This window comes from Streptococcus sp. Marseille-Q8145 (genome assembly GCF_965112035.1).
Map to the genome: position 1 here is coordinate 529,801 of NZ_CBCOPQ010000001.1, position 25,047 is coordinate 554,847.

The 25,047-nt window shown below is 40.9% G+C and carries 28 protein-coding genes and 1 pseudogene; 5 read left to right on the plus strand and 24 right to left on the minus strand.

Features of this window, described 5'->3' with window-relative positions:
* Positions 1 to 60: 60 nt before the first annotated feature.
* The 17 genes from ACWPVL_RS02685 to ACWPVL_RS02765 all read right to left on the minus strand — a co-directional run bounded on the left by ACWPVL_RS02685 (position 61) and on the right by ACWPVL_RS02765 (position 12,986).
* Positions 61 to 447 carry a hypothetical protein gene (locus ACWPVL_RS02685; protein ID WP_454386672.1) on the minus strand — a complete coding sequence of 129 codons (387 nt, stop codon included), beginning with the start codon at positions 445 to 447 and terminating at the stop codon, positions 61 to 63.
* 121 nt (positions 448 to 568) lie between these two features.
* Positions 569 to 955 (minus strand): barstar family protein, encoded by a 387-nt coding sequence (locus ACWPVL_RS02690; RefSeq protein ID WP_454386674.1) that lies wholly within the window; start codon positions 953 to 955, stop codon positions 569 to 571.
* An 85-nt stretch (positions 956 to 1,040) separates the two neighbouring features.
* Complete coding sequence (locus ACWPVL_RS02695; protein ID WP_061416846.1) at positions 1,041 to 1,466, minus strand: hypothetical protein; 426 nt, start codon at positions 1,464 to 1,466, stop codon at positions 1,041 to 1,043.
* A 228-nt stretch (positions 1,467 to 1,694) separates the two neighbouring features.
* A complete protein-coding gene (gene imm40 / locus ACWPVL_RS02700; RefSeq protein WP_454386676.1) occupies positions 1,695 to 2,012 on the minus strand; it encodes an Imm40 family immunity protein in 318 nt (105 codons plus the stop codon).
* Positions 2,013 to 2,237: 225 nt separating this feature from the next.
* Positions 2,238 to 2,555, minus strand: coding sequence for a hypothetical protein (locus ACWPVL_RS02705; RefSeq protein ID WP_061422392.1), 318 nt, complete (start codon positions 2,553 to 2,555; stop codon positions 2,238 to 2,240).
* 1 nt (position 2,556) lies between these two features.
* Positions 2,557 to 3,468, minus strand: a complete 912-nt coding sequence (locus ACWPVL_RS02710) for a hypothetical protein (RefSeq protein ID WP_454386678.1) — start codon at positions 3,466 to 3,468, stop codon at positions 2,557 to 2,559.
* Positions 3,469 to 3,528: 60 nt separating this feature from the next.
* Positions 3,529 to 4,014 (minus strand): immunity protein YezG family protein, encoded by a 486-nt coding sequence (locus tag ACWPVL_RS02715; RefSeq protein WP_454386680.1) that lies wholly within the window; start codon positions 4,012 to 4,014, stop codon positions 3,529 to 3,531.
* A gap of 1 nt (position 4,015) precedes the next feature.
* Entirely contained in the window at positions 4,016 to 4,477 is a 462-nt protein-coding gene (locus tag ACWPVL_RS02720; protein WP_454386682.1) for a DNA/RNA non-specific endonuclease, read from the minus strand.
* A 188-nt stretch (positions 4,478 to 4,665) separates the two neighbouring features.
* Positions 4,666 to 4,980, minus strand: a complete 315-nt coding sequence (locus ACWPVL_RS02725; RefSeq protein WP_454386684.1) for a DUF6572 domain-containing protein — start codon at positions 4,978 to 4,980, stop codon at positions 4,666 to 4,668.
* Positions 4,977 to 5,633 carry a hypothetical protein gene (locus ACWPVL_RS02730; protein ID WP_454386686.1) on the minus strand — a complete coding sequence of 219 codons (657 nt, stop codon included), beginning with the start codon at positions 5,631 to 5,633 and terminating at the stop codon, positions 4,977 to 4,979. Before ACWPVL_RS02730 ends, ACWPVL_RS02725 begins: the two co-directional genes overlap by 4 nt.
* Positions 5,634 to 5,643: 10 nt before the next feature.
* Positions 5,644 to 6,693: a hypothetical protein gene (locus tag ACWPVL_RS02735; protein ID WP_454386688.1), complete on the minus strand. Its 1,050-nt coding sequence runs from the start codon at positions 6,691 to 6,693 to the stop codon at positions 5,644 to 5,646.
* A gap of 60 nt (positions 6,694 to 6,753) precedes the next feature.
* Complete coding sequence (locus ACWPVL_RS02740; RefSeq protein WP_454386690.1) at positions 6,754 to 7,239, minus strand: immunity protein YezG family protein; 486 nt, start codon at positions 7,237 to 7,239, stop codon at positions 6,754 to 6,756.
* A gap of 1 nt (position 7,240) precedes the next feature.
* Positions 7,241 to 9,856, minus strand: coding sequence for a DNA/RNA non-specific endonuclease (locus ACWPVL_RS02745; protein WP_454386692.1), 2,616 nt, complete (start codon positions 9,854 to 9,856; stop codon positions 7,241 to 7,243).
* Positions 9,849 to 10,568 (minus strand): DUF4176 domain-containing protein, encoded by a 720-nt coding sequence (locus ACWPVL_RS02750; protein ID WP_015605576.1) that lies wholly within the window; start codon positions 10,566 to 10,568, stop codon positions 9,849 to 9,851. Before ACWPVL_RS02750 ends, ACWPVL_RS02745 begins: the two co-directional genes overlap by 8 nt.
* Positions 10,568 to 10,867 (minus strand): hypothetical protein, encoded by a 300-nt coding sequence (locus ACWPVL_RS02755; protein WP_454386694.1) that lies wholly within the window; start codon positions 10,865 to 10,867, stop codon positions 10,568 to 10,570. Before ACWPVL_RS02755 ends, ACWPVL_RS02750 begins: the two co-directional genes overlap by 1 nt.
* An 11-nt stretch (positions 10,868 to 10,878) precedes the next feature.
* Entirely contained in the window at positions 10,879 to 11,307 is a 429-nt protein-coding gene (locus ACWPVL_RS02760) for a hypothetical protein (RefSeq protein ID WP_297663482.1), read from the minus strand.
* A gap of 65 nt (positions 11,308 to 11,372) precedes the next feature.
* Positions 11,373 to 12,986 (minus strand): ribonuclease Y, encoded by a 1,614-nt coding sequence (locus tag ACWPVL_RS02765; RefSeq protein ID WP_061422435.1) that lies wholly within the window; start codon positions 12,984 to 12,986, stop codon positions 11,373 to 11,375.
* A 276-nt stretch (positions 12,987 to 13,262) separates the two neighbouring features.
* Here ACWPVL_RS02765 and ACWPVL_RS02770 point away from each other — a divergent pair, with 276 nt between their 5' ends.
* Entirely contained in the window at positions 13,263 to 13,745 is a 483-nt protein-coding gene (locus ACWPVL_RS02770) for an S-ribosylhomocysteine lyase (RefSeq protein WP_005590897.1), read from the plus strand.
* A 95-nt stretch (positions 13,746 to 13,840) separates the two neighbouring features.
* On the opposite strand, the gene ACWPVL_RS02775 is transcribed toward ACWPVL_RS02770, so the two are convergent.
* The 6 genes from ACWPVL_RS02775 to ACWPVL_RS02800 all read right to left on the minus strand — a co-directional run bounded on the left by ACWPVL_RS02775 (position 13,841) and on the right by ACWPVL_RS02800 (position 19,752).
* Positions 13,841 to 14,530 (minus strand): response regulator transcription factor, encoded by a 690-nt coding sequence (locus ACWPVL_RS02775; RefSeq protein WP_005590898.1) that lies wholly within the window; start codon positions 14,528 to 14,530, stop codon positions 13,841 to 13,843.
* Positions 14,531 to 14,539: 9 nt separating this feature from the next.
* Entirely contained in the window at positions 14,540 to 15,964 is a 1,425-nt protein-coding gene (gndA, locus tag ACWPVL_RS02780; protein WP_048766212.1) for an NADP-dependent phosphogluconate dehydrogenase, read from the minus strand.
* Positions 15,965 to 16,126: 162 nt separating this feature from the next.
* On the minus strand, positions 16,127 to 17,590 hold the full coding sequence (locus tag ACWPVL_RS02785) for a flotillin family protein (RefSeq protein ID WP_223367675.1): 1,464 nt from the start codon (positions 17,588 to 17,590) through the stop codon (positions 16,127 to 16,129).
* 182 nt (positions 17,591 to 17,772) lie between these two features.
* The gene (locus tag ACWPVL_RS02790; protein ID WP_454386698.1) at positions 17,773 to 18,456 is read right to left on the minus strand and encodes a Bax inhibitor-1/YccA family protein; all 684 of its coding nucleotides are present in this window, start codon (positions 18,454 to 18,456) and stop codon (positions 17,773 to 17,775) included.
* A gap of 19 nt (positions 18,457 to 18,475) precedes the next feature.
* Positions 18,476 to 18,967 carry an HDIG domain-containing metalloprotein gene (locus tag ACWPVL_RS02795; protein WP_454386700.1) on the minus strand — a complete coding sequence of 164 codons (492 nt, stop codon included), beginning with the start codon at positions 18,965 to 18,967 and terminating at the stop codon, positions 18,476 to 18,478.
* A gap of 44 nt (positions 18,968 to 19,011) precedes the next feature.
* Complete coding sequence (locus tag ACWPVL_RS02800; protein WP_454386702.1) at positions 19,012 to 19,752, minus strand: TrmH family RNA methyltransferase; 741 nt, start codon at positions 19,750 to 19,752, stop codon at positions 19,012 to 19,014.
* A 141-nt stretch (positions 19,753 to 19,893) separates the two neighbouring features.
* Here ACWPVL_RS02800 and ACWPVL_RS02805 point away from each other — a divergent pair, with 141 nt between their 5' ends.
* Positions 19,894 to 20,172: an acylphosphatase gene (locus ACWPVL_RS02805; protein WP_005590906.1), complete on the plus strand. Its 279-nt coding sequence runs from the start codon at positions 19,894 to 19,896 to the stop codon at positions 20,170 to 20,172.
* An 81-nt stretch (positions 20,173 to 20,253) separates the two neighbouring features.
* The gene (gene yidC / locus ACWPVL_RS02810; protein ID WP_247950690.1) at positions 20,254 to 21,174 is read left to right on the plus strand and encodes a membrane protein insertase YidC; all 921 of its coding nucleotides are present in this window, start codon (positions 20,254 to 20,256) and stop codon (positions 21,172 to 21,174) included.
* Positions 21,175 to 21,445: 271 nt separating this feature from the next.
* Here yidC and ACWPVL_RS02815 read toward each other — a convergent pair whose 3' ends face one another.
* Positions 21,446 to 22,381, minus strand: coding sequence for a dihydroorotate oxidase (locus ACWPVL_RS02815; RefSeq protein WP_454386705.1), 936 nt, complete (start codon positions 22,379 to 22,381; stop codon positions 21,446 to 21,448).
* Between the two features lie 222 nt (positions 22,382 to 22,603).
* On the opposite strand from ACWPVL_RS02815, the gene gdhA reads away from it, so the two are divergent.
* Together gdhA and ACWPVL_RS02825 are read left to right on the plus strand one after the other, a co-directional pair.
* Positions 22,604 to 23,950 carry an NADP-specific glutamate dehydrogenase gene (gdhA, locus tag ACWPVL_RS02820; protein WP_454386707.1) on the plus strand — a complete coding sequence of 449 codons (1,347 nt, stop codon included), beginning with the start codon at positions 22,604 to 22,606 and terminating at the stop codon, positions 23,948 to 23,950.
* 92 nt (positions 23,951 to 24,042) lie between these two features.
* Positions 24,043 to 25,025 (plus strand): annotated as a pseudogene (locus ACWPVL_RS02825) (IS30 family transposase).
* The last annotated feature ends 22 nt before the right edge of the window (positions 25,026 to 25,047 follow it).

Genomic DNA, 25,047 nt, shown 5'->3' on the forward strand with positions numbered 1-25,047 from the left:
ATTTCCTATACTCTCATTTGAAAATTTTAGGTGGATGTTAATCTTGTCCTTTCTACACCTTCAATATTCCTCATAAATAACTTCGATGTCTTTATCTGAAATATTAATATCAGACTCTAGTATAAAATTCTTAATATTATTTATTTCCTTATTCGTCAGAGACTCAGCTTGAAACTCAATAATGAAATCAATCATATCTTTGTCTCCAGAAATGATAATGATAGCATCTTCAATATACTCTCCCAAAAATATTCGCTTCAAATGCAGATAACCAGTTGAGGGAGTGGAGAAATATTCCTTCCAATTTATAGTCTCTGAATAGTCCATATCTACATTCTTATAGAAAAAGTGTGAATGATCTATTTGATGACTAGTATCCAATAATTTCAACAATCTATCTATCACAACTAACTCGGTTATAACTATTCTCAGTTCAATACCTAACATAATCTCATTTCTATATAAATAATTTAAAGATTGGCCTAGTAGTCCGTATCTTGCTAGGGCTTCATCTCAGATTCTTCAAGTGCTGTATACTTGTATTTGTTTAAATCTCGATGAAGTGGCATTATTCAATGATATAAACATTAAATTTTTTTCTCTTACCACCAACTATGTATCTCTCAACAAATTCATCCCACCACAAAACAGTGTCAGATAAAATCTCTAAAAAAATATTTTTAGAAATTTCATCATTGATAAAAAGATACTTTGCATTATTTATAAAAATATTAATGTTGTCTGGGATTATATAATTAGGACGCTCAAGACGATCAGCTAGTGCATCCCAATTACCATTTTGAAGGTCATCAATATTAAAACCTTCCGCTAATATCTGTACCGCATCTTTTTCACTCTGTACTGTTTTTCCATCAATATGTAAATAAAAATAACCAGAGAATTTGAACATTAAATATATTTTCTCTAATTTTGTTATTGTTTTATATACATTCACCTTATTTTACCTTATAAATTGTTCTCAATGCTTAGTTATGTAATACAAACCAGTTTCTCGTTCTTTGATTCTTTGGATGATTTATCTATAAAACATCATTATCCTGCCAAAAGAAATGAGCACTCTTTAAATCAAGATGTTCTATCTGAATGTCACGACAAACAATTGTTATTTGCAACAAACCAATATCAACCATACACTTCACAAAATCAGGATTCTCCTCATAAATTTGTAAAGAAATTTCTTGACCATGATGATGTAATTCTCCTCTAGTCATGTTTTTAACGGGTTGATCTTTTCTCCACTGAATGTCTAAAGCATCATTGCTATACTCTACTTTTGCGCATACTAAAAACTTAATTTCCCAGTATTTTTCTTTGTTATGATAATCTTCTATGCACAAAGAAACCTCATCTCCAAAATAGGATATCTTTAAATCTAGTATTCCCATTTCCCAATAATCTATTGCTGCAATCTCTTTTTGTTTGCTTTTTAAATCAAATCGTAACACGACTTCTCTCCTTAATACTTATATCTCAAATTTGTCTATGATGTTTATAGTAATATTATTTTCATGAAAAGTCCGAATCTCTAGCAATCTGCTTTTCAATTCATCAATCATTTTTCACCTCATTTAATCCACAACATCTCTAGTTCTATTTTCTCAATAATTTCCTATCCTACTTATATTTATGATTTCTATTTACACTGAGCAATTCTTTTTGACTATCAATTCCATCTATGCTGAAGTAACTACTGTAAAATAAAAATGTTTTCCATTACTATCTATATACTGGTTGATATAATCTTTTGCTACAGAAATTGACTGGAGTAAGTCGCTATCATTATTTTTAGGAGAATAATACCAGCTATCATAAGTCAATTCAAATCCTTCATCTCCTTCTACATAGACATCGCCACCAAGAATCATAAACTTTTTCGTCTCTATCCAGTCAATATATGCCAACATATCTTGATATGTATATGCATAACTTGCAACACCCAATTCTGCTAGCGACTGACCTCTATTTTCAAAATTAAATTTACCTAGTTCCATATGATTAGACTCCTACTTTTTCATTTTTAAAAAGATAAGAAAAACATTTAATTTCATATTTTTCATAGGCCACGACAACCTCTACTTCTCCAATTTCCTTATCAAGTCATGTAATAGCTTTTACTATCATATATCCTATTTATAAATAATTCTAAGATTAAGAGTCAATCCTAACAAATCTGTCAGAGATTTTAAATGGAGGACAGGAATTGATTGAGCATTCTGTCATAAAATAAATTTCCTGAATAATTCTGGAATTCCACCTTCCTGTGTAAATAAAGTCTTTACAGCAAAATCATTATCGCAAAAAACAACTTCTTGAAAGTCATTATCAATTCTCCACTCAATATCCGTATAAGGAATATTATCATTTTCTACATTAACAATTTCAAACCACCCTATTTTCACTCCATAAAAAATAATATCTTCTAATATCTGAGTTGAATATCCTTTATTTTTAATAAAAAATGAAAATAAAGTCGAAATGATAGCATCTTCTTCCGCTATTGATAGTAGTAGTTCTCTTAAATCCTCAAAAGTCATTTTACCTACCTCCAGTCAATGGAATTCTAACTGTACCCTCACCTACTGTTGCTTTTAAATATGGACCACTATGAATTTCATCCGTAGCATCAACATAACCATAATTCAATTGCCAAGACTTTCCTTTTCCATCATAATATCTTACTCCGTCCCCACGTTTTAAAGGTGCTTTTGTATAGCCTTCCAATGTTTCGTCCAAATATCTTTCAACAGTTTTTATATCAGCTCCCCTAAATGAATCAATGTCTGATATACTCATAATATGACTAACATCATCTACTTTATCCGCCACACGAGCAGCATCTGACGTCTTGTCCACCGCCTTGACTGCATCTGCTACATCATCGCTATGCTTAGATAGTTGTTCACTGGCTTCTTTGCTGAACTCTCGGCCGACCTTCCGGCCGCTCTGCTCGCTTGCATCGCCATAAAGATCCCGAAGTATACTCTGATACTCCGCACTCTCACCCGTACTCTGGTAGAGTCGAGCTGTATGCTTGCCAATGTCCTCTCCATAACGGAAGTCATCCAACCCCACAGGGGAGAGCTTCTTGAGACTAAAGTCATCCCAAAGATTCCCCAAACGACTTCTAAAGAAGTCCTTGGTCGCACCATAGCTCTCCCGTGCTAGTGTGCTCAGATAGTTGTCAGACAACATCGTACGAGCTTGTTTTATATAAGATAAGCCCTTTTCAATCTTGGGCACCTGTGACAATCGGCTAATCAGCTTGCTCTTGCCGGCTATCTTGGCTAACTTAGCAGGACCAATAAATGAAACGTTCTCACTGATGATTTCACCCGCAGCCTGTCCACTTTCATAACTCGAAAACTGTCCAGCTAGTTCGATTTTATCACGAATCGGTTGCTGTTTCAAATCTTTGGCATGACGGGCATCATGTAGAATCGACCCCATGAGACTGCCGTTTATCAAACCATAAAAGACCACCTTAAGGTGGTCTTTTATCCAAGCAAACTATTTTCCATTATGTTCCTGCTGAAAGGCTTCCATGGCCTTGAACTTCTCAAGTTCTTTTTCACTAGACGGTTGCTTACCTAGATATTTATATTCAAAGAAATCCATACGTGCACTTGGGCCAAAGTCACTTTCTAACCACGGCGCGTAGTCAAAGTCTACTGATAACTTATTGTTTTCATCCAAATGAATGATACAAATATACCAATCTGCCAAGTCATTTTCAACAAACACCTTTTTCAGTTCTTCAGATTTTTTAAATAAAATCTTATTTTCGTTTAAAACTTCTACCATAGATAGACCAAAATCTTCTGACATTTCAAGATGGTAATGATATTGATTTTTATATTTGAAAAAGAAATAAGCCCCTCCACTGTAAGTCTTGTCAATCTCGATTACAATATACAAATCATCCCATTCAACTGGAATCATATCATTGGCTTGATGCACAATCTCGATAATCTTCTCATTAATTTGTTTTTCCATTTTATCCTCCAATTTGATTTTTGATGTTTCTTACTTCAAGGCGTTTCCCTTCAATCTTATACGTGACATCAAAACTATCTGGTCTCAGTGACTTACCTGAGTAGACCGGTTTAATATCCACCGTGACTTTTCTAGGTGGCACTTCCTTAAGTGCACTCGCCCATTCTTGTTCCATATTGTACCAGGCTCCACCAGAACGATTGATTTCACGGTTCATAGCCACAACATTATCAAAGTCTCCAGAACCATTGAAACGAGTCCCAATCAAGTGTCCACCATCATCCAGACCTTCCCAAAGCTCTGCCTCGGTAATCCGGTATTCTCGACCAGCCACACGTTGACTATAGGCATTTCGTTTCCCTTTCTTGAGAACCAATTCATCCACTTCAACACGAGAAATACGGCCAAACTCGTCTGTCGTATAGCGGTAGCCATTCTCTGTCACATACTGAACGTTTGGCAAGAGTTCCTTACGGCCATTGACTCCTTTAGTGAAGTGCTCGCCATATTCAACCTCTTTAACAGTTTTACTAGTGTTCTCAGCGTTTTCTTCCAGACCTTTAGCTACATCATCGCCATGCTTAGATAGTTGCTCACTGGCTTCTACGTCTGAAAAACCACCCTAAAGGGTGGTTTCATCAATTTACAGTCCTATTCTGGAAGATGGATATGAAGGGTATAGCCACTTTCTGCAAGTTGTTGCGAAACGACATTTAAGAACTTGACTGCATCTTCAATCAAGTCGTACATGAAGTGAATGGAGATAATGATCTTATCAAAGTCATCTCCGTATTTCGGTACATATTGCTTGCTATCCAGATAAAGAAGGTAATTATTGAGCTTATCCTCAAGCAACTCAAAATGCTCTTCTTCAAATTCCCAGTTACAGGTATCAATAATCAATAACTCCAAGTTGCCATTCACAACACCCATTGTGTCGATTTGGTCTGTTTCAAATACACTCATTTCGCAAGCCTTTCTTTACAATAATCAACGATATATTCATTAATCCATTTACTCTTATTTTGGAAGTCTCCGAAATCTCGTTTTGCGATTAAGCCTTCTGCCATTTGAAGTGCTTCTTGGTATTGTTCCCGGTGGATCATCAAAAGCATCCCTATTAGATCATAGCCGGCAATCCTTGGTCCATTCTCAACTGTGTAAGCATAAAAATCTTCAAAATCAGAGAAGCTAGTGATAAGGTTTAAGGCTTCTTCATGGGCCTCTGAGAGCACCTCGAAAACCTTAGATTCGACCTTTTCTAAGTCGAGATCCTCCATCTCCCAATCTTCTTTGGCAACCTTATCTGGTAGCGATAAGCCTTCAACTGTAAAAGCTCCAACTGCTCGAAGACTCATTGGCTCCTGAGAATTACTCGCCATATCAAAGACTTCCCAAAAAATATCATCAATAATATAGGGCTTGATTCGAGTATTTACATCCATCGCAAAACTACCAGTTTGAAAACCAATTCCTATCCTATGAATAATAAAATAATTTCCAACTTTTTTAAAATATGCCCAGTCTCGAGACTTCAACTGTAATTTCTTTGCTGCATTGCTCTGAACTTTTTTCAATTCTTTTTTTAATTCTTTACTAACTAGAATTCGTTTTGCCATTTACTTCTCCTTATTTAGGCCTAATTACTTTTATATTTGTTCCTGGCGGAATTTCAAACCCACCTTTAAATATTCCCTTACCTTTACCAACAACAGTACCATTAGACCCTTTCCTGATTAACTCAAATGCCTCTAACTGATTTTCTGTAAGCGGAGCAGTAGCAGAGGATTTATACTCTTGAATTAATAATTCCCCAGTTTTTTTATCATATCCTATAGCATCTACCCTTGTACGAACAATTTCTCCTTTACTGTTTACTACGTCAATAGTAATCTGCTCTTCAACATCCCTAGCAATTTTCTTAAATTCTTCAAGTTTTTCTAGCTCGTACTGACGACCTTGGTTGCGTATTTTAGCCATTCGATCTGAAGCCTCTTTCCAATCCAGGGGTTCACGAGGTGTCTTTCCTTGTTTTGCTTTTTTCTTAAGATATTTTTCATATCGAGCCTGAACTTCTGGATCAGTAAATTTACCGTCCACAAATTCTTCAGCCACATTCTTAGAAAACTGCTCACTAGCTTCCTTGCTGAACTCTCGGCTGACCTTCCGACCGCTCTGCTCGCTTGCCTCGCCATAGAGTTTCTGGCGTATACGCTGATACTCCGCACTCTCACCCGTACTCTGGTAAAGTCGAGCTGTATGTTTGCCAATGTCCTCTCCATAACGAAAATCATCCAATCCCGCGAAGGAGAACTTCTTGTAACTAAAGTCATCCCAAAGATTCCCCAAACGACTTTTAAAGAAGTCCTTGGTCGCGCCATAGCTCTCCCGTGCTAGTCTGCTCAGATAGTTGTCAGACAACATCGTACGAGCTTGTTTTATATAAGATAGACCCTTTTCAATCTTGGGCACCTGTGACAATCGGCTAATCAGCTTGCTCTTGCCGGCTATCTTGGCTAACTTAGCAGGACCAATAAATGAAACGATTTCACTGATGATTTCTCCCGCAGCCTGTCCACTTTCGTAACCCGAAAACTGTCCAGCTAGTTTGATTTTATCACGAATCGGTTGCTGTTTCAAATCTTTGGCATGACGGACATCATGTAGAATTGACCCCATGAGACTGCCGTTTATCAAACCATAAAAGACCACCTTAAGGTGGTCTTTTATCCAAGAAAACTATTTTCCATTATGTTCCTGCTGAAAGGCTTCCATAGCCTTGAACTGTTCCAGTTCTTTTTCGTTTCGAGGTTTAAAGCCAAGATATTGATATCTAAAAAAATTTATTCTCGCCGTTGGCCCAAAGTCACTTTCATTCCATGGGGCATAGTCAAAATCCAAAGAGACTTTATTATTTTCATCCACCTTGATTGTAAAGGCAGACCACTCTGCCAGACCGTGCTCGATGAATATCTTCTTCATCTCACCACCTAAATCAAACAAATCCATAAAGTCATTATCAAATTCGTCTTCAGAAATGTTAAATAAAGATGGAATATCCATGTAATAATGATATTCTCCTTTATATTTAAAGAAAAATATGACGCCTCCACTAAGCGTTTTATCCACTTCAAAGTTGATATAAAGATCTTCCCATTCAACCGGAATCATATCATTCACTTTATAAATAATCTCTGTCATTTTCTCATTAATTTGTTTTTCCATTTTATCCTCCGATTTGGTTCTTAATTACCTTAGTAACTGGGATATCGTCTCCCATTTGATATTTCACCTTAAATGAATCTGGCCTCAGTGACTTACCTGAGTAGACTGGCTGGATGTCTACCGTTACTTTTCTAGGTGGCACTTCCTTAAGTGCACTCGCCCATTCTTGTTCCATATTGTACCAGGCTCCACCAGAACGATTGATTTCACGGTTCATTGCAATGACATTGTCCAAGTCTCCAGGTCCGTTGAACTGAGTTCCAATCAAGTGTCCACCATCATCCAGACCTTCCCAAAGCTCGGCTTCCGTAATCCGATACTCACGACCAGCCACACGTTGACTATGGGCATTTCGTTTCCCTTTCTTGAGAATCAATTCGTCCACTTCAACACGAGAAATACGGCCAAACTCGTCTGTCGTATAGCGGTAACCACTCTCTGTCACATACTGAACGTTTGGCAAGAGTTCCTTACGGCCATTGACTCCTTTAGTAAAGTGCTCGCCATATTCAACCTCTTTAACAGTTTTACTAGTGTTCTCAGCGATTTTTTCCAGACCTTTAGCTACATCATCGCCATGCTTAGATAATTGTTCACTGGCTTCCTTGCTGAACTCTTGACTAACTTTCTTACCAGCTTGTTCTGCCGTTTCCTTCACGCCTCGAGCGACATCATCGCTATGCTTAGCCAGTTGCTCACTAGCTTCCTTGCTGAATTCCTTGCCAACTTTCTTACCAGCTTGTTCTGCAGCTTCTTTCGCACCTTTAGCCACTTCATCGCCATGCTTAGCTAACTGCTCACTGGCTTCTTTGCTGAACTCTTGACGAGCTTTCTTGCCTACTTGCTCTGCAGCTTCTTTCGCACCTTTAGCTACATCATCGCCATGCTTAGCCAACTGCTCACTAGCTTCCTTGCTGAACTCTCGGCCGACCTTCCGACCGCTCTGCTCGCTTGCCTCGCCATAGAGTTTCTGGCGTATACGCTGATACTCCGCACTCTCACCCGTACTCTGGTAAAGTCGAGCGGTATGCTTGCCAATGTCATCTCCATAGCGGAAATCATCCAACCCCGCAAAGGAGAACTTCTTGTAACTCAAGTCATCCCAAAGATTCCCCAAACGGCTTCTAAAGAAGTCCTTGGTCGCACCATAGCTCTCCCGTGCTAGTGTGCTCAGATAGTTGTCAGACAACATCGTACGAGCTTGTTTTATATAAGATAAGCCCTTTTCAATCTTGGGCACCTGTGACAATCGGCTTACCAACTTGCTCTTGCCGGCTATCTTGGCTAACTTAGCAGGACCAATAAATGAAACGATTTCACTGATGATTTCTCCCGCAGCCTGTCCACTTTCGTAACCCGAAAACTGTCCAACCAATTTAATTTTATCACGAATCGGTTGCTGTTTCAAATCTTTGGCATGACGGGCATCATGTAGAATCGACCCCATGAGACTGCCATCGCGAGTACTGTCGTCTAAGGCATTAATCAAATCATTCACTTCTGGAATCATTGTGACTAATCCATAAGCAGTCCCAAGCGTATTTAGTAAGACTTCACCAAGAGCATTCTTCCCACCTTCTAGATCATCCTTCATCCACTGCGGAGTTTCTTTCCCCATGAGAGAATTATAACCAAACGTCAGACCTTCGTGGGTGTATTGGGCAAGATCAACACCAAATTCTACAGCTCCAAACGTTGCATCACCTAAAATGCCAAAGGCTGCATCCCCAAAACCTTTGATGTAGGCCCAGTTCGGATCATCCTTCATCCATTTAGTCATTCCGTCTAAACTATCAGAAAGGCCCTTACGCCAATCTCGCAACGTGGCCTGAATTGGATGGTGAAGGCGCCAATCCTTTTCTATCCTCTCCTTTTCCTTGTCTTCCAATTCCTTGGCTTTTTGTGCCTCTAGCTCGGCTTTCTGGACACTCTCATCTATCTGATCATCTATCTCCTTGACCTTATCTGCCATGGGGGAAAGATTGTTCACTACTTGGCTGATAATAGGATCGCTATAGTCTAGCTCATTTGTCTGCTGCAGTTGACCCAGCAATTCTTGCAGATATTGGAGACTAGTCTCCGTTGCCAATGCGGTGCCTTGGCCATCCCAAGTCGAGACTTTTTCTATCGTAGTCGTTATCACTTCCTTAGCATTCGAGAGATTACCTCCAAAATACTCATAGTTCCGAGCATCACTGGTTACAGAAATCAAATCACTGACACTATCTGTCGCGCTGTTGATTGTTTTCCGAATTTGGTCAATCTCACCTTTTAGCGTATCAAAATAGTCTCCTGTAGTCTTCAAAATACCTTGATTCAGTACAGCAGTACTCGACTTCTCACCAGTCGCTGATTGAAAACTCTCCACTTCCTTAGCAAAGTCACTTTGCAGACTGTATAGAAGATCCTTTAGCTGCATTAGCAACATATTATGCGAACTATTAATCTCGCCGGCGATCGCTTGCCCCACATTACCATACATGGAATTAGAAGTGATCACAGAATTATAAGAGCTTTTAGCAGCTTCCAAACTGCTAATTAATTTTTTAGATTGCGATTGGATTTCCTTAAAAACATCGTATAGCTCTGCTATATCAACATGAAATTCATCACTCATCTAATCCCTCCTTCTCTACTAACTTCTCATTCAAAAAGGCTAAATAAGCCAACTGATCTACCCTAGTCATAAAGGCTGTTGACAACTGGTGGCTTTTGATATAAGTCTGGCGAATGACTTCTTCTGAAATTCTTTCCTCCCATTCATTTTCATAGCCAAAATGAACAACATTCTTAATCATCATGTTGCTAACAAATACAGGCGGAAAAGCAGCAACTTCACCAAATGGCCATACTCGGCCAAAATAATCGATCACATAAGGGTCAAAACCTTCTGCTAACGGTGCCTTGCGTCCAGTCAGCATGACCAACGCTCCTGGCTCCTCAGAAAACATTTCCTTAAGCTCACTGTTCAGCAAATCCAAATCAAGCTCAACAACTGAACCAATCGGATAAATTTTTCCAAAATAGACATCTAGAATAGCCAAAAATAGAAAAAATGAATCTTCCGACCACACCTGCTCTTCTCCGTTAAAAGAGAAGGTAATCTGACCGTTCTGAGTACGGGTAAAAAGAATAGTCGTTCCAAGCAAAGAATTGTATTCGTACTGAGATCCTTTCAGCTTGATTAACTTGTATAATTCTCTCATCAAAGGGGGCCGTGCTCCCAGAAAATCTCCGAATTTGATAATAGTATCTGTTATTTCGAAATCAGTATCCGGCCACGTAGACAAGACTGTGCGAAAGTCCTCCAACTCTTGAGTATCTGCCATTAATTAAACCTCACATAATTCTTATTCTTATCAATTTGACTAGCATAGACAGCATCATCCTCAATGATTTTGTCACCCATCTTAGCCATCATATCTGCCCTTGCTTCTCCATACGTTTTATAAGCAGTCAAGGCTGAGTTCCAAGTATCTTGAATTGTATTAAATTTTTTAAAACGAGAAAGAGTTGTCGAGCTAACTTCTTTTTTTGACAAAGCTACTAGCTCATGAACACTTTTCTTAGCATTACTGACAACACTAGACCATTCTTCGGGTTGTACACCTACTTTATCTTGAGACATATTTCCTCCTTCTATTGAATGGAATTCCACCAAGACTGAGCTTGATCCCAAAAACTCTGCGCCGCTCCCAATAAATCTAACTGAGAGGCTTTCAATTTCACTAATTCACCATTGATATTTTTCAAGGTATCCTGATAATTATTTTCCATGTCGGTTAGATTTGTAACGCCACGCTCAAAATGAAATTTACATTGCTTTTTCAAATCTCCTTTCCAAGAACTATCAACAGAGATATCACCTGCAGGACTATTAAAAACTTTTTCTGCATCATCGATACTCTTATTTAGTAGAACGAGCTGTTCGTCTAAAATTTTCTTTGCAGCCTCTAATCGCTCTATTTTTGCGCCTACATTATCTGCTTCTTGCTTTTTTTGATCTCCGCTTAATTGGCAATTTCTCGCATTTTGAGCATATAAATCATTGTCGATAATTTCTACCATTACGTCTCCTTTCTTTATTCGTTTCCTCAGCTTTTCAAAAAAGACTAGGACAACGTCCTAGTACTTTATTTTGCATAATCAACTGCTCGCATTTCGCGAATGACTGTGACCTTGATATTTCCTGGATATTCCAAGTTGTTTTCAATCTTTTCACGCACATCATGCGCCAAGATTGTAATCTTATCATCCTTGATTTTCTCTGGACTGACCATGATTCGGATTTCACGACCTGCTTGAAGTGCAAAGCTTGTCTTAACTCCTTCAAAACTGTTCGCAATTTCTTCCAAATCTTGCAATCGCTTGATGTAGCTTTCCAGCGACTCACTGCGAGCTCCTGGACGAGCTGCGCTCAAGGCATCCGCTGCTGCAACGATGACTGCAATAACGCTCTCAGGTTCCACATCTCCGTGGTGGCTAGCAATTGTATTGATAACAACTGGATGTTCCTTATACTTGCGAGCTAACTCAGTTCCGATTTCCACGTGGCTACCTTCTACTTCTCGATCGATGGCCTTACCAATATCATGGAGGAAACCAGCACGACGAGCCAAGTTAACATTTTCACCCAACTCTCCAGCGATAACTCCAGCCAGTTTGGCAACCTCAATCGAGTGACGGAGAACATTTTGCCCGTAAGAAGTACGGAACTGCAAGCGACCCATGATCTTCATCAAATCAGGATGCAGATTAGGTGCTCCGATTTCATAGGCTGCGGCTTCACCATACTCTCGAATACGGTTATCAATCTCTAAGCGATTCTTTTCGACCAATTCCTCGATACGAGCCGGATGGATCCGACCATCCTTGAGAAGAGCTTCCATGGTCATCCGAGCAATCTCACGGCGAACTGGATCGAAACCTGAAAGAGTAACCACTTCAGGCGTATCATCAATGATAACATCAATCCCTGTCAAGCTTTCAAAGGTTCGAATATTGCGGCCTTCACGTCCGATAATCCGTCCCTTCATACTGTCATCAGGAAGATGAACCGTTGAATTTGTCTGTTCAGCCACATAGTCACCAGCAATCCGCTGCATAGCTTGAACCAAGATATCCTTGGCCACCTTGTCCGAACGCTCTTTGATATCCTGCTCTGCTTCCCGAATACGAGTCGCAATCTCCTTGGACAACTTGTCCTCGGTCTTGGTCAAGATAATCTCACGCGCTTCCGTCTGAGTCAAGGACGCTACCCGCTCAAGCTCAGCTTCTTTTTGCTTCTCTAGCTCAGCTACTTGTGCTTCACGCGCATCAATGTGTTTAGCTTTATCAGTCAGACTTTGTTCTTTGTGCTCCAAAGTCTTTTCCTTGTTGGTTAAATTATCATCTTTGCGGTCAAGACTACTTGCACGCTCTGTCAAGCGGCTTTCAATTTGTTTTAACTCCTGACGCTCAGACTTAAATTCTGCATCAACCTCTTCACGATATTTTCTGGCTTCTTCTTTTGCCTCCAAAAGTGCTTCTTTTTTAAGCGAACTGGTTTCGCGCATCGCTTCTTTGACAATCAAATCAGCTTCGCGTTCTGCCTGACCGCGTAAATTGGTTGCTTCTTGTTCAGCATTTAAAAGAGTAAGTTCCGCGGCTTCTTTAGATGCTTTCATCTTAACCGCGATTCCTACATACCCAATCACTAAACCAATGATGGCAGCAAAAACAAATGCAGCTATCGTATATAAGCCCATGTTTTTACTCCAAATCTATTTAATTATTGAATTCAAAATTCCTTTTTATTCTATCATAAATAGCAGAAATTCACAAATCAATTTTTTGAAAAAGAAGGCCGTTTTTTGCCTATTATTGGGCGAAAAGGCGCTAAATCAAAGAATTTAATATATAAAATTTTTTTATTTCCTAACTCTTATTTTTTTATGCTATAATCAAAAGGAAGTGTTTGAATGTCGCTTTTGAAACCTGATCTCATTTTCAGGTTCCAATTTTAAAATTTTAAAGGAGAAATCATGTCTAAAGAAGTTATCGTTGAAAGTTTTGAGCTTGACCATACAATCGTAAAAGCACCCTATGTCCGCCTCATTGGCGAGGAAACTGGTCCCAAAGGAGATATTATCTCTAACTTTGATATTCGCTTGGTGCAGCCAAATGAAGACTCTATTCCGACGGCTGGCCTGCATACCATCGAGCATTTACTAGCTATGCTCATTCGCAAGCGGATTGATGGTATGATTGACTGCTCACCTTTCGGTTGCCGCACAGGTTTCCATATGATTATGTGGGGACAGCACTCAGCGACTGAAATTGCTCAAGTCATCAAATCTTGCTTAGAAGAAATCGCTGAGACAACTACTTGGGAGGATGTCCCTGGTACTACTATCGAATCCTGTGGCAATTACAAGGATCATAGCCTCTTTTCTGCCAAAGAATGGGCGAAACTCATTCTCAGCCAAGGGATCTCTGACAATGCTTTCGAGCGCCATGTCCTCTAAGCAGAGGGATTTTTATCTTCTAGGATTTTATTATTTGCGCTAAAAATAAAAAAATTAACCCGTCCTTCTGGAAACAGAGGGCGGGTTTGTTCTTTTTATTCCTGCATAGCATAGCCAATGCCACGGACAGTTTTGATATAGCTAGTCTGACCAGCAATATCAATCTTACTACGTAGATAGCGAATATAGACATCTACTACATTAGTTTCAGTGGCACCTTCATACTTCCAGACACGTTCTAGAAGCTGCTCGCGGCTCATGACCTTTTGGTTGCTCATCAACGTCACTAGTAGATCATATTCCCGTCGTGTCAAGGCAATCACTTCCTCTCCACGATAGACGATATGATTTTTCAAATCAACTCGTAGATTGCGGTAAGCAGTCGGTGTTTTTAGCTTGCTACAATGCTGGTCGATAAAGTCCCGACCTCGAAAAATATCGGAGACCTTCTCAACCAAATCACTAATAATAAAAGGTTTGACGGTATAGGAAACAGCAAAGCGCTGAATCTCATCTGCATGTTCTTTGATCTCTTCACGGCTGGCTAAGACGATAATGACTGAGGCCGGCTTGAACAAACTCAGTTGCCTAGCAAACTCACTAGCGGTCATATCCTGCAGGTCATAATTAAGCAAAAATAGATCATAGTCATTTTCTCTAGCTAGTGCCAAACCTTGACTTCCTGTCTCAACTACATCCAAAAGAAATGCTTCCTTTTGCAGTTCCAAAGTCACAAATCGTGCAAGATTCTTTTCATTTTCTACTAATAAAATTCGCTTTGCCATAGGCCTATCCTATTTTTCGTCATACCAAGAGTAGTGGAAGGTTCCTTCTTTGTCTTTACGTTGGTAAGTGTGGGCACCAAAGTAGTCACGTTGCGCTTGGATCAAGTTCGCTGGAAGGTCAGCTGAACGGTAGCTATCAAAGTAAGTAATGGCAGCTGAGAAGGTTGGTACTGGTACACCAGCTTGAACAGCAAGAGCTACGATATCACGCACTGCTTGTTGGTACTTAGCAGTAACATCCAAGAAGTACTCATCCAAGAGAAGGTTGGCAAGGTCTGCATCACGGTTGTAAGCATCTGTGATCTTTTGCAAGAAACGAGAACGGATGATACAACCATCACGCCAGATAGATGCGATGTCCGCAAATGGCAAGTTCCAGTTATTTTCTTTAGAAGCCACACGCAATTGAGCAAAACCTTGTGCGTATGAAATGATCTTTGAGAAGTAAAGGGCTTGACGGATCTTTTCGATCAACTCAGCCTTGTCTCCTTCAAATTTGAAGGCAGCTGGTTTTGGAAGCACCTTGCTAGCATGCACACGCTCTTCTTTGTAAGTAGAGATGTAACGGGCAAATACGGACTCAGTGATTAGTGACAATGGCACACCAAGGTCAAGCGCTGATTGGCTGGTCCATTTACCAGTTCCCTTGTTACCTGCAGCATCAAGGATGTAGTCTACGATTGGTCCATCTTGGCCTTCATCGTCTTTGCGGCTCAAGATATCAGCTGTGATTTCGATCAAGTAGCTGTCCAATTCACCCTTGTTCCACTCAGTAAAGATTTCGGCCATGTCTTCTGCAGAAAGGCCAAGCAAGTGTTGCATGAGGTCATAGCTTTCTGCGATCAATTGCATATCACCGTACTCGATACCGTTGTGGACCATTTTCACATAGTGACCAGCTCCATCAGGACCGATGTAAGTCACACATGGTTTGCCATCTTCTGGTGCTTTAGCTGAGATTTCCTCAAGAACATCAGCAACCAATTCGTAGGCTTCTTTTTGTCCGCCAGGCATGATAGAAGGACCTTCAAGGGCACCTTTTTCACCACCAGAAACTCCAGTACCGATAAAGTTGATACCTGAGTTTGCCAATTCTTCATTACGACGGATGGTATCTTTGTAGAAAGTGTTTCCTCCGTCAATCAAGATATCACCCTTGTCAAGGTGTGGAAGAAGGGCTTGGATGGTTGCGTCTGTACCAGGTCCAGCTTGAACCATGAGCATGATGCGACGAGGTTTTTCGATAGATTGAACGAAAGACTCTACATCGTAGCTTGGAACAAATTTCTTTTCAGGATGGCAAGCGATTACGTCTTCTGTTTTTTCTTTACTACGGTTGTAAATGGCAACTGTATAACCACGAGATTCGATATTTAGGGCAAGGTTACGACCCATTACGGCCATACCTACGACACCAAAGTTTGCTTTTGTCATTTTCTACTCCTATAATCTTAGTTGTTTAATCTGTTATATTTTAACATTTTTACATGGTAATGAAAAGTATTTAGCTGATAGAAATGCTTTTCTGATGGATGATAAACAAACAGCCAGAAGTTGTAACTCCCAGCTGTTTGGATATCTTAGACACATTTAGATTTATTTCTCATCAACTTCGATGACAGCTTGTTCATCTTGTTTAAGCTTGTTGACAGTCATATTGACGCCAAGTGCTCCAGCTAACAGTTGACGAATGTCAAAGCCTGCCCCTTGAGAAACTTGATCAATGCTCTGCATGATGTCGCCGACCATTTTAGAAGCGTTGCCTTCACCATACATGGTAATCTTATCTACCTTGGTCAATGGCTCTGCCACCGCACGAGCGATTTCTGGCAATTTATCGACAATCATCTCCGTAATCGCAGCTTCCTGCATCTTCTTCATGGCTTCTGCTTTCTTGTCCAAACCTTGGGCTTCCGCTTCTAGTTTAAGACGAATGGCTTCCGCTTCTGCACGTCCTTTGGCTTCAATAGCTTCTGCTTCTTGCAGTTGCGCAAATTTCTCAGCCTCGGCTTGAGCCTTGCGGGCTTCCGCTTCTTTTTGTGTTTCAAAGAGTTCCGCTTCGGCCTGACGCTGACGTTCAATCAATTGCGCTTCTGCGGCCTGTTGACGGGCATATTTTTCAGCTTCGGCTTGCTTGCGGATATTGGCATCCAATTCCTGCTCACGAACCTTAACTTCCCGTTCTTTGACTTCCGCTTCTTTTTCCTGCTTCATGATGTTTGCTTCTGCCGCCACACGTTCTTGTTCACGACGCTGGATTTCTGCCTCAATCCCTTTAGCCGCGTCCGCTTTAGCTTGCGCAATATCTGCTTCCTGCTTGAGGGCAGCTTGTTTCAGTTTGAGTTCATTTTGCTTTTGAGCAATTTCCAAGTCAGCGGCCACGCGCTTGTCGTTAGCCAACTTGTCCTGCTCAGCCTCAACTTCCTTACGCTCACGTTCAGCCTTCGCCTTGGCAATCAAAGCGTCTTTCTTGATCGTTTCGACATTTTCGATACCGAGATTATCAATCACACCACCTTCATCAGAGAAGGATTGAACGGTAAAGGCAATGACTTCCAGACCCATCTTAGCCAAATCTGGTGCTACGTTATCTTGCACTTTAGAGGCAAATTCCTGACGGTCATTGACCATCTTGCGCAATTCCATCTGGCCGATTACTTCACGAAGGTTCCCTTCGAGGACATCTTGGACAGAGTTGGAAATATCAGTGGTATTCCAATTAAGGAAGTTTTCTGCCGCACGATCAATCATTTCGTCCGTAGTACCAATCTTCAACTTAACAGCCGCATCCGCACGAACGTTGATAAAATCAAGTGTCGGCACAGACTCAGAAGTACGGACGTCTGTAGAAAACTGCTCAATATCCAGATAAGAGCGCTGCTCTACAAAAGGAATCATGAAGCCAGCCTTACCTCTCAAATGGCGCTGCTTACGCAGACCAGTAATAACGACTACTTCATTTGGCTTAGCATTGACATACCCCTTAGCCAAAAGAATAATAAGCACGATGGCTGCAACGATTGCAAAAATCAACCAGCCTGGGATAAATAACATATCCATAGAAACTTCCTTTCTTTTTCCAGAGCAATAGACGAATGCATTGCCCAAATATATTTTTAGTTAGTATATCAAAAAATTAACAGTTTGCAAAACTTTTACTGCTACTCCTATCCAACTTCCAAAATTCCCCCTCAAACAAAAAAAGATAGCCCCCATTCATTGAGGAAGCTATCCATCTTTTATTAGTCATTTCTTCCAAAAATACGAAGGATGCTGAGGAAGAGATTGATAAAGTCGAGATAAAGGCTCAAAGCCAGAGAAAGGGCCCAACCAAGTCCAGCTTGTCCCCCTGTCTGCTCATAGACATAGCGAATTTTTTGATTATCCCAAGCAATCAAACCTGCGAAAATGACAACACTGACGTAGCTGACAATATAGTCTATCATATCGCTACCGAGGAAAATATTGACAAAACTTGCGATTACAATCCCAATCAGGCCTGCAATCATAGCTCGGCCCATGCCAGATAAATCTTTTTTAATGATGGCGCCCATGGCTGCCATAACAAGGAAAACAGCCGCACTAACTGCAAATGCTTTGAAGACCACGCCTCCTGTGTACATGGCCACAATGAAACTCATGGTAAATCCGTTTAGGGCTGAGTAGCTCAAAAAAAGCGGAAGAGCAGCTGGACTATTGCGGAGGCCTCTGCTGGAAGCTGACCAAACCAAGGCCAGCTCAATAAAGATAGCTCCATAGTAAATCCAGCTATAATGGAGCAAAATCTCAACTAGAGCTGTTTGGAAGGTCGTCAGCATTAAGCCTGAAACCAAGGCAGAGATGGCAATTCCCATCCCAACAAATCCGTAGACCTTAGAATAAAAACTAGAAAGTCCACTGTTTTCTTGAATAATTGTATTGTTCATAATGTCTCCTTTTTACATTTTAATTTTTCATCATCTTTCGATGATATTTTTTACGCCCACTCAGCTTTTGTCGCCAAGGTGCCGTCGCCTCTTTGATCGCCCAATATTTGTCCACCATGGTCACAACGAAGGACTCCTTGTAGCGCGGTGGTGCTAAGGTAGCCCCCCACATGTGCTTGATGATAATATCTTCTTCAACTCGATTGAGCTTGGTAATCTTGCGGGCATTTCGGACTGCTAGGCGGGGATGAACCCAGGCATGACTCTTTTTAAACTTGGTTTCGCGCCAGTCATAATAAAATAGATCATGCAGAAGAGCACCTCGTGCTGTACTGCGGGCATTCCAGCCAAATTTTTTAGCAATCTTATAACTAGTATAACTGACATTGATCGAATGTTCAAGCCGATTGGAATGAATATGATGCGTAATTCCTTTTAAGCGTTGGACGCTGGGCTTCTCGATCAAATGCCCCACATAGGCCATAAATTCATCATCTTCTCTGTAAGGCATGTCATCACCTCCATTTAGTTTTATTATAGAGAGATTTCTAAAAGCTAGCTTAAAGCAAACATCAGAATGCCGGCTGCCACAGCAACGTTAAGACTTTCAGCCTGCCCCTTCATGGAAATATGAACCAAAACATCAGCCGCATCCGTCATTTCTTGGCTGATACCTTGACCTTCATTACCCATGACTAGGAGGAAATTCTCATTTTTTTCGACCTCTTGATAATCCACAGAATCTTCTGATAAAGTCGAAGCCAGAATTTGCAGGTCACTTTGACGAGCTAGGGCCAGCATATCCTCTCTGCTCACGCGATAAATGGGCAGATGAAAATGGCTGCCCTGCATAGAACGCAAGGTTTTAAGATTGTAAATGTCAGCGGAGTGGATAGAAATGAAAACTCCTTGATAACCCGCCGCATCCGCTGTTCGGATGATGGTTCCGACATTACCCGGATCCTGCACATCTTCTAAAAAGAGATAGGCTCCCTCAAGCTTTTCAGGAATATTCTGCTCATCAAAGGCCAATTCTGCGACGATTCCCTGAGGAGTCTTGCTGTCTGCCAAATCACTGAGAATCTCTGGACTGACAAAAATCGTCTGGGAAAATGCTGACAAACGCTCTTCGTACTCCGCTAAAGCAAAAATTCGAAGAATCCTCGCCTGACTGGCCAGAGCCTCCTCAAAAAGATGCCAGCCCTCAATCAAATAAGACTCGCTACGATATTTTTTTTGATGTAGCTTTTTAGCTTTTTTCACCACATTATTGGCTTTTGAGGTTATAATATTCATAAATACATTATAACACAATTTAGCAGTTTTGAACTCATCCTCTAGACTTATCCTCAGAGAAAATCTTGTCTCCAGCAAGCAGCTGCTCTTTGCGCTCTGGGCTGAGAAGCGAGTTTCAAACCGCTACAAAAGGAGGTAACTATGCAAAAAGTAAGAATGATTGCGCAAGGACGAGTCCAAGGCGTCGGCTTTCGTTGGGGCGTTTACTCCCTCGCTCTGCAAATCGGCGGGATTACCGGTCGCGTCTGGAATAATGACGACGGTACAGTCGAAATTTTGGCTCAAGCTGAAAGCTCTGCTCTCATGGCCAAGTTCATTCAAGAAATCCGCAAGGGACCAACTCCTTTTTCAAAAGTCAGCTATTTAGATGTCACTATGGCCAATTTTGATTCCTATACCGACTTTAAAATTGCAAATTAGGTCTGCAGAACTATTGTATATTTCCTTAAAAAACAGTAGAATAGATAGGTATTATTTTTTAGAAACAAAGGAAATGAACTCGTGAAAACATTTAAACGTATTTTATTCTCTGGAATGAGCTTGTCCCTCCTTCTATTATTGACAGGGTGTGTCGGACGAGACAAGGCCGGCAATCCTTCTGGTATCATTTGGGATGTGCTTGGTCGGCCTATGGCAGATAGCATCCAGTTCTTTGCCAAGGATTCAGGCCTTGGTTATGGTCTAGCGATTATTATCGTTACACTCATCGTGCGGCTGATTATTTTCCCATTGGGAATCTATCAGTCTTGGAAGGCTACTCTTCAGTCAGAAAAGATGAACTACTTCAAGCCCATCTTTGCCCCTATCCAAGAACGAATCAATAATGCCGAAACGCAAGAAGAAAAACTAGAAGCGCAGCAAGAACTTATGGCTGCTCAAAGAGAAAATGGTCTGAGTATGTTTGGCGGTATCGGCTGCCTCCCTCTACTCATTCAAATGCCTTTCTTCTCAGCCCTCTTCTTTGCTGCCCAATACACAAACGGTGTAGCCAGCAGTACATTCCTTGGCATCAATCTTGGAAAACCTAGTCTAGCCTTGACTCTCATTGTCGGTGTACTCTACTACATCCAGTCACTTCTTTCCCTACATGGTATCGAAGATGAGACCCAAAAAGCGCAGATGAAGAGTGCAACTTACATGAGCCCGATTATGATCGTAGTCTTCTCTTTCATGTCACCAGCAGCCGTGACGCTCTACTGGGTAGTCGGTGGTTTCGTTCAAATTATCCAACAATTCATCATTAACTACTTAATGCGTCCTCGGATCAGAAAGCAAGTAGCTGAAGAATACAAAAAGAATCCTCCGAAAGCTATGAGCAATGCAGGTCGCATCAAAGATGTGACACCAAAAGCGAGCCAAGCAATCACTCAAAACAATAAAAAGAAAAAGAATCGCAACGCTGGCAAACAACGTTCTAGATAAATAAACTATCCACGTCCCTTCAAGATTTCCTATCTAATCTTGGAGGGATTTTTTTACTACTCGCCCTAATAATACTAAAAGAGAGGCTGGGACAAAAGTCCTAGCCTCTCAATTGTCTTTGGATTGTCGAGCAAGACGCAGTGGTTGAGTGGGCTCTACTACGCTGATTTCATCAGCTTTTACAGCCCTACTCAACTATGCGGAGGTGGGACGACGAAATCGAATTCTAACGAATGACCGATTTCTGTCCCACTCTCTCTTTCTTAAACTTTTAATCAATATACTTCAACTTTCCTCGGAAATCTTCCAGACTTTCATAACCTTTTTCTGCCATAATAGCCTTGAGTTCTGCGGTAATGCGCTCAAAGGCTGCCACTCCTTCTTTATGAAGGGTTGTTCCTACCTGCACCATACTGGCTCCACAGAGGATATGCTCAAAGGCATCGCGCCCTGTCAGGACACCCCCAGTTCCGATGATTTGGATTTCCGGTTTCAGGCGTTGGTAAAAGGCATGGACATTGGCCAGAGCCGTAGGCTTGATGTACTGGCCTCCAATACCGCCAAAACCGTTTTTCGGACGAATGACCACTGACTCATCTTCTATATAAAGACCGTTTCCGATTGAATTTACACAATTGACAAACTTGAGCGGATAGTTGTTAAAAATCGCAGCGGCCTGATCAAAATGCACGATATCAAAGTAAGGAGGCAGCTTGATGCCCAGTGGTTTGGTGAAATAAGCAAAAACCTCTGATAAGATACGATCAGTTGTTTCAAAATCATAGGCAATCTGTGGCTTACCTGGAACGTTTGGACAGGAGAGATTGAGCTCAGTAATCCCTTTAAAGTCGCTTGCCTGCACTTTCTTGAGAATGGTGTGAGTCTCTTCTGGCGACATACCGACCAAAGAGAGGAAGAAAGTGCGATTTGGTTCACTTTCCTGGAGTTCCAGCAGATAGTCAAGATAATAATCTAAACCATTATTGGGCAGGCCCATGGAGTTGATAGAGCCCAATGGCACATCCTGATAGCGAGGCTCTGGGTTTCCTTGACGAAATTCCAGCGTTGCCGTCTTAGTCACAAAGGTTCCTGCAGCAGAGTTTTTGACTTCTTCTAACTCTTCCACTGTCATACAAGCAACTCCTGCAGCATTCATCAGGCAGTTATCAAAATCAAAACCCGCAATTTTTGTCTTGGTTGTTGTCATTATTTTGACCTCTTATTCCTTAATTTTCTCTATTATATCATTAAAATTCTTCCTATAAAGGATTTCTCCTAATTTTCTAGCAAAAGGTTCGGCATTTCCACCTAGAACCTTCAAATAAATATTATGGAAATTTTCAGAAAATTCAACTTTTTTCTTTACACCCTAAAAAAATTCTGCTATAATGGCTCGTGTAATAAAATATAACAACAAAAGGAGAACGATATGACATCTGCTAAAGACTATATCCAAAGCGTGTTTGCAACTGTAAAAGCTCGTAATGGGCATGAGGCCGAATTTCTCCAGGCGGTTGAAGAATTCTTCAGCACTTTAGAGCCTGTATTTGAAAAACACCCTGAGTATATCGAAGAAAACATCTTAGCACGTATCACTGAGCCTGAGCGCGTGATTTCTTTCCGTGTTCCTTGGGTTGACCGTGATGGAAAAGTGCAAGTCAACCGTGGTTATCGCGTGCAATTCAACTCAGCTGTTGGACCATATAAAGGCGGACTTCGTTTCCACCCAACTGTAAACCAAGGGATCTTGAAATTCCTCGGATTTGAACAAATCTTTAAAAACGTCTTGACTGGACTTCCTATCGGTGGAGGTAAAGGGGGATCAGACTTCGATCCTAAAGGAAAAACGGACGCCGAAGTCATGCGCTTCTGCCAAAGCTTCATGACTGAATTGCAAAAATACATCGGACCATCACTTGACGTCCCAGCTGGTGATATCGGTGTCGGCGGACGTGAAATCGGTTATCTCTACGGTCAATACAAACGTCTTAACCAATTTGATGCGGGTGTCTTGACTGGTAAACCTCTTGGATTTGGTGGTAGCTTGATTCGTCCAGAAGCAACTGGTTATGGTTTGGTTTACTACACTGAAGAAATGCTCAAAGCTAATGGTAACAGTTTTGCTGGTAAGAAAGTGGTAATTTCAGGTTCTGGTAACGTAGCTCAATATGCTCTTCAAAAAGCGACTGAACTTGGTGCGACTGTTATCTCTGTATCTGACTCAAACGGTTATGTCATCGATGAAAATGGTATTGACTTCGATCTTTTGGTTGATGTTAAAGAAAAACGCCGTGCTCGTTTGACTGAGTATGCAGCTGAGAAAGCAACTGCTACTTACCATGAAGGTTCTGTATGGACTTACGCTGGAAACTACGACATCGCTCTTCCATGTGCGACTCAAAACGAAATCAATGGTGACGCAGCTAAACGTCTGGTTGCTCAAGGAGTTATCTGCGTATCAGAAGGTGCTAACATGCCTAGTGACCTTGATGCGATTAAAGTCTACAAAGAAAACGGAATCCTTTACGGACCTGCCAAAGCTGCCAACGCTGGTGGTGTAGCTGTATCAGCGCTTGAAATGAGCCAAAACAGCCTTCGCCTTTCATGGACTCGTGAAGAAGTTGACGGACGTCTCAAAGACATCATGACCAACATCTTCAATACAGCTAAAACTACCGCTGAAACATACGGTCTTGGTACTGATTACCTTGCAGGAGCAAATATCGCTGCCTTCGAAAACGTAGCAAATGCTATGATTGCTCAAGGTGTGGTTTAACATCTTGAATATACAATATAAGTGCACAATAAAAACTCATAAGATTTTCTAGTAAAATAGAGTTGAACCAACTAGTTACGAAAGGAAATCTTATGAGCTATCACCATTTTACTATAGATGAGCGCGAAAGTATTCTGATTTACCGTATGCAAAGTCTAAATTTTTCTCAAATTGCTAAGTTACTTCATCGTCATCCGTCTAGTAGTAGTCGCGAGTGGAAACAACATCTAAGAGAAGGAAGCTATTCTCCAAGTCATGCACAGGAATCTTACCATATTGCTAAATCACACTGTGGGCGGAAACGGATACTTGAAATAGATCATCATTTAAGTAATACTGTCAAACATCTATTTCTCGATTGCCATGGTCTCCTGAAGAAATAGAAGGTCAGTTGCGATTAGAGTATAGAAAAGCTGTTATTAGTTATCAAACGATTTATAGAGCCATCTATCGCGGTCACTTTGGCGACAAGCTTTCATATGGTACTCCTGGTGTCATTCGAAAGCTCCGCCACTGTGGGAAAACACGTCATACGAAAGCTTATGTAGAAAATAGAGGGAGGATTTCTATTTCTCATACCATTCACGAAAGACCCGAAGAAGCAAACAAGCGAACTAGGATTGGTGATTGGGAAGCAGACACGGTTGCAGGAAAAATTGGAAAAGCTTGTCTAGTTACTCTAACGGATCGTTATTCTCGTTTTCTTAAAATCAAGAAGGTAGCGGTCAAGAAAAGCAAACTGGTCATAGAGGCTATGGTACAAATGTTGGAGCCCTTGCCGAAAGAAACCGTCACTCCAGATAGAGGAAAAGAATTCACGAAGCATCAAGATTGGACCGACAAATTAAAGGTAGAGGTCTATTTCCCAAACCCTCATGCGCCTTGGCAAAGGGGAACCAATGAGAATACCAATGGATTACTACGAGAATATTTTCCCAAAGGGAGCGATTTAACATTCATTGACGAGCACACCATTCAGCTGTGGGAGGATAAACTTAATAATAGACAGCGAAAGTGTCTCAACTGGAAAACACCTTATGAAGTATTTTATGGCAAAATTGTGCACTTAATTTGACAATTCAAGCTACAACAAAAGA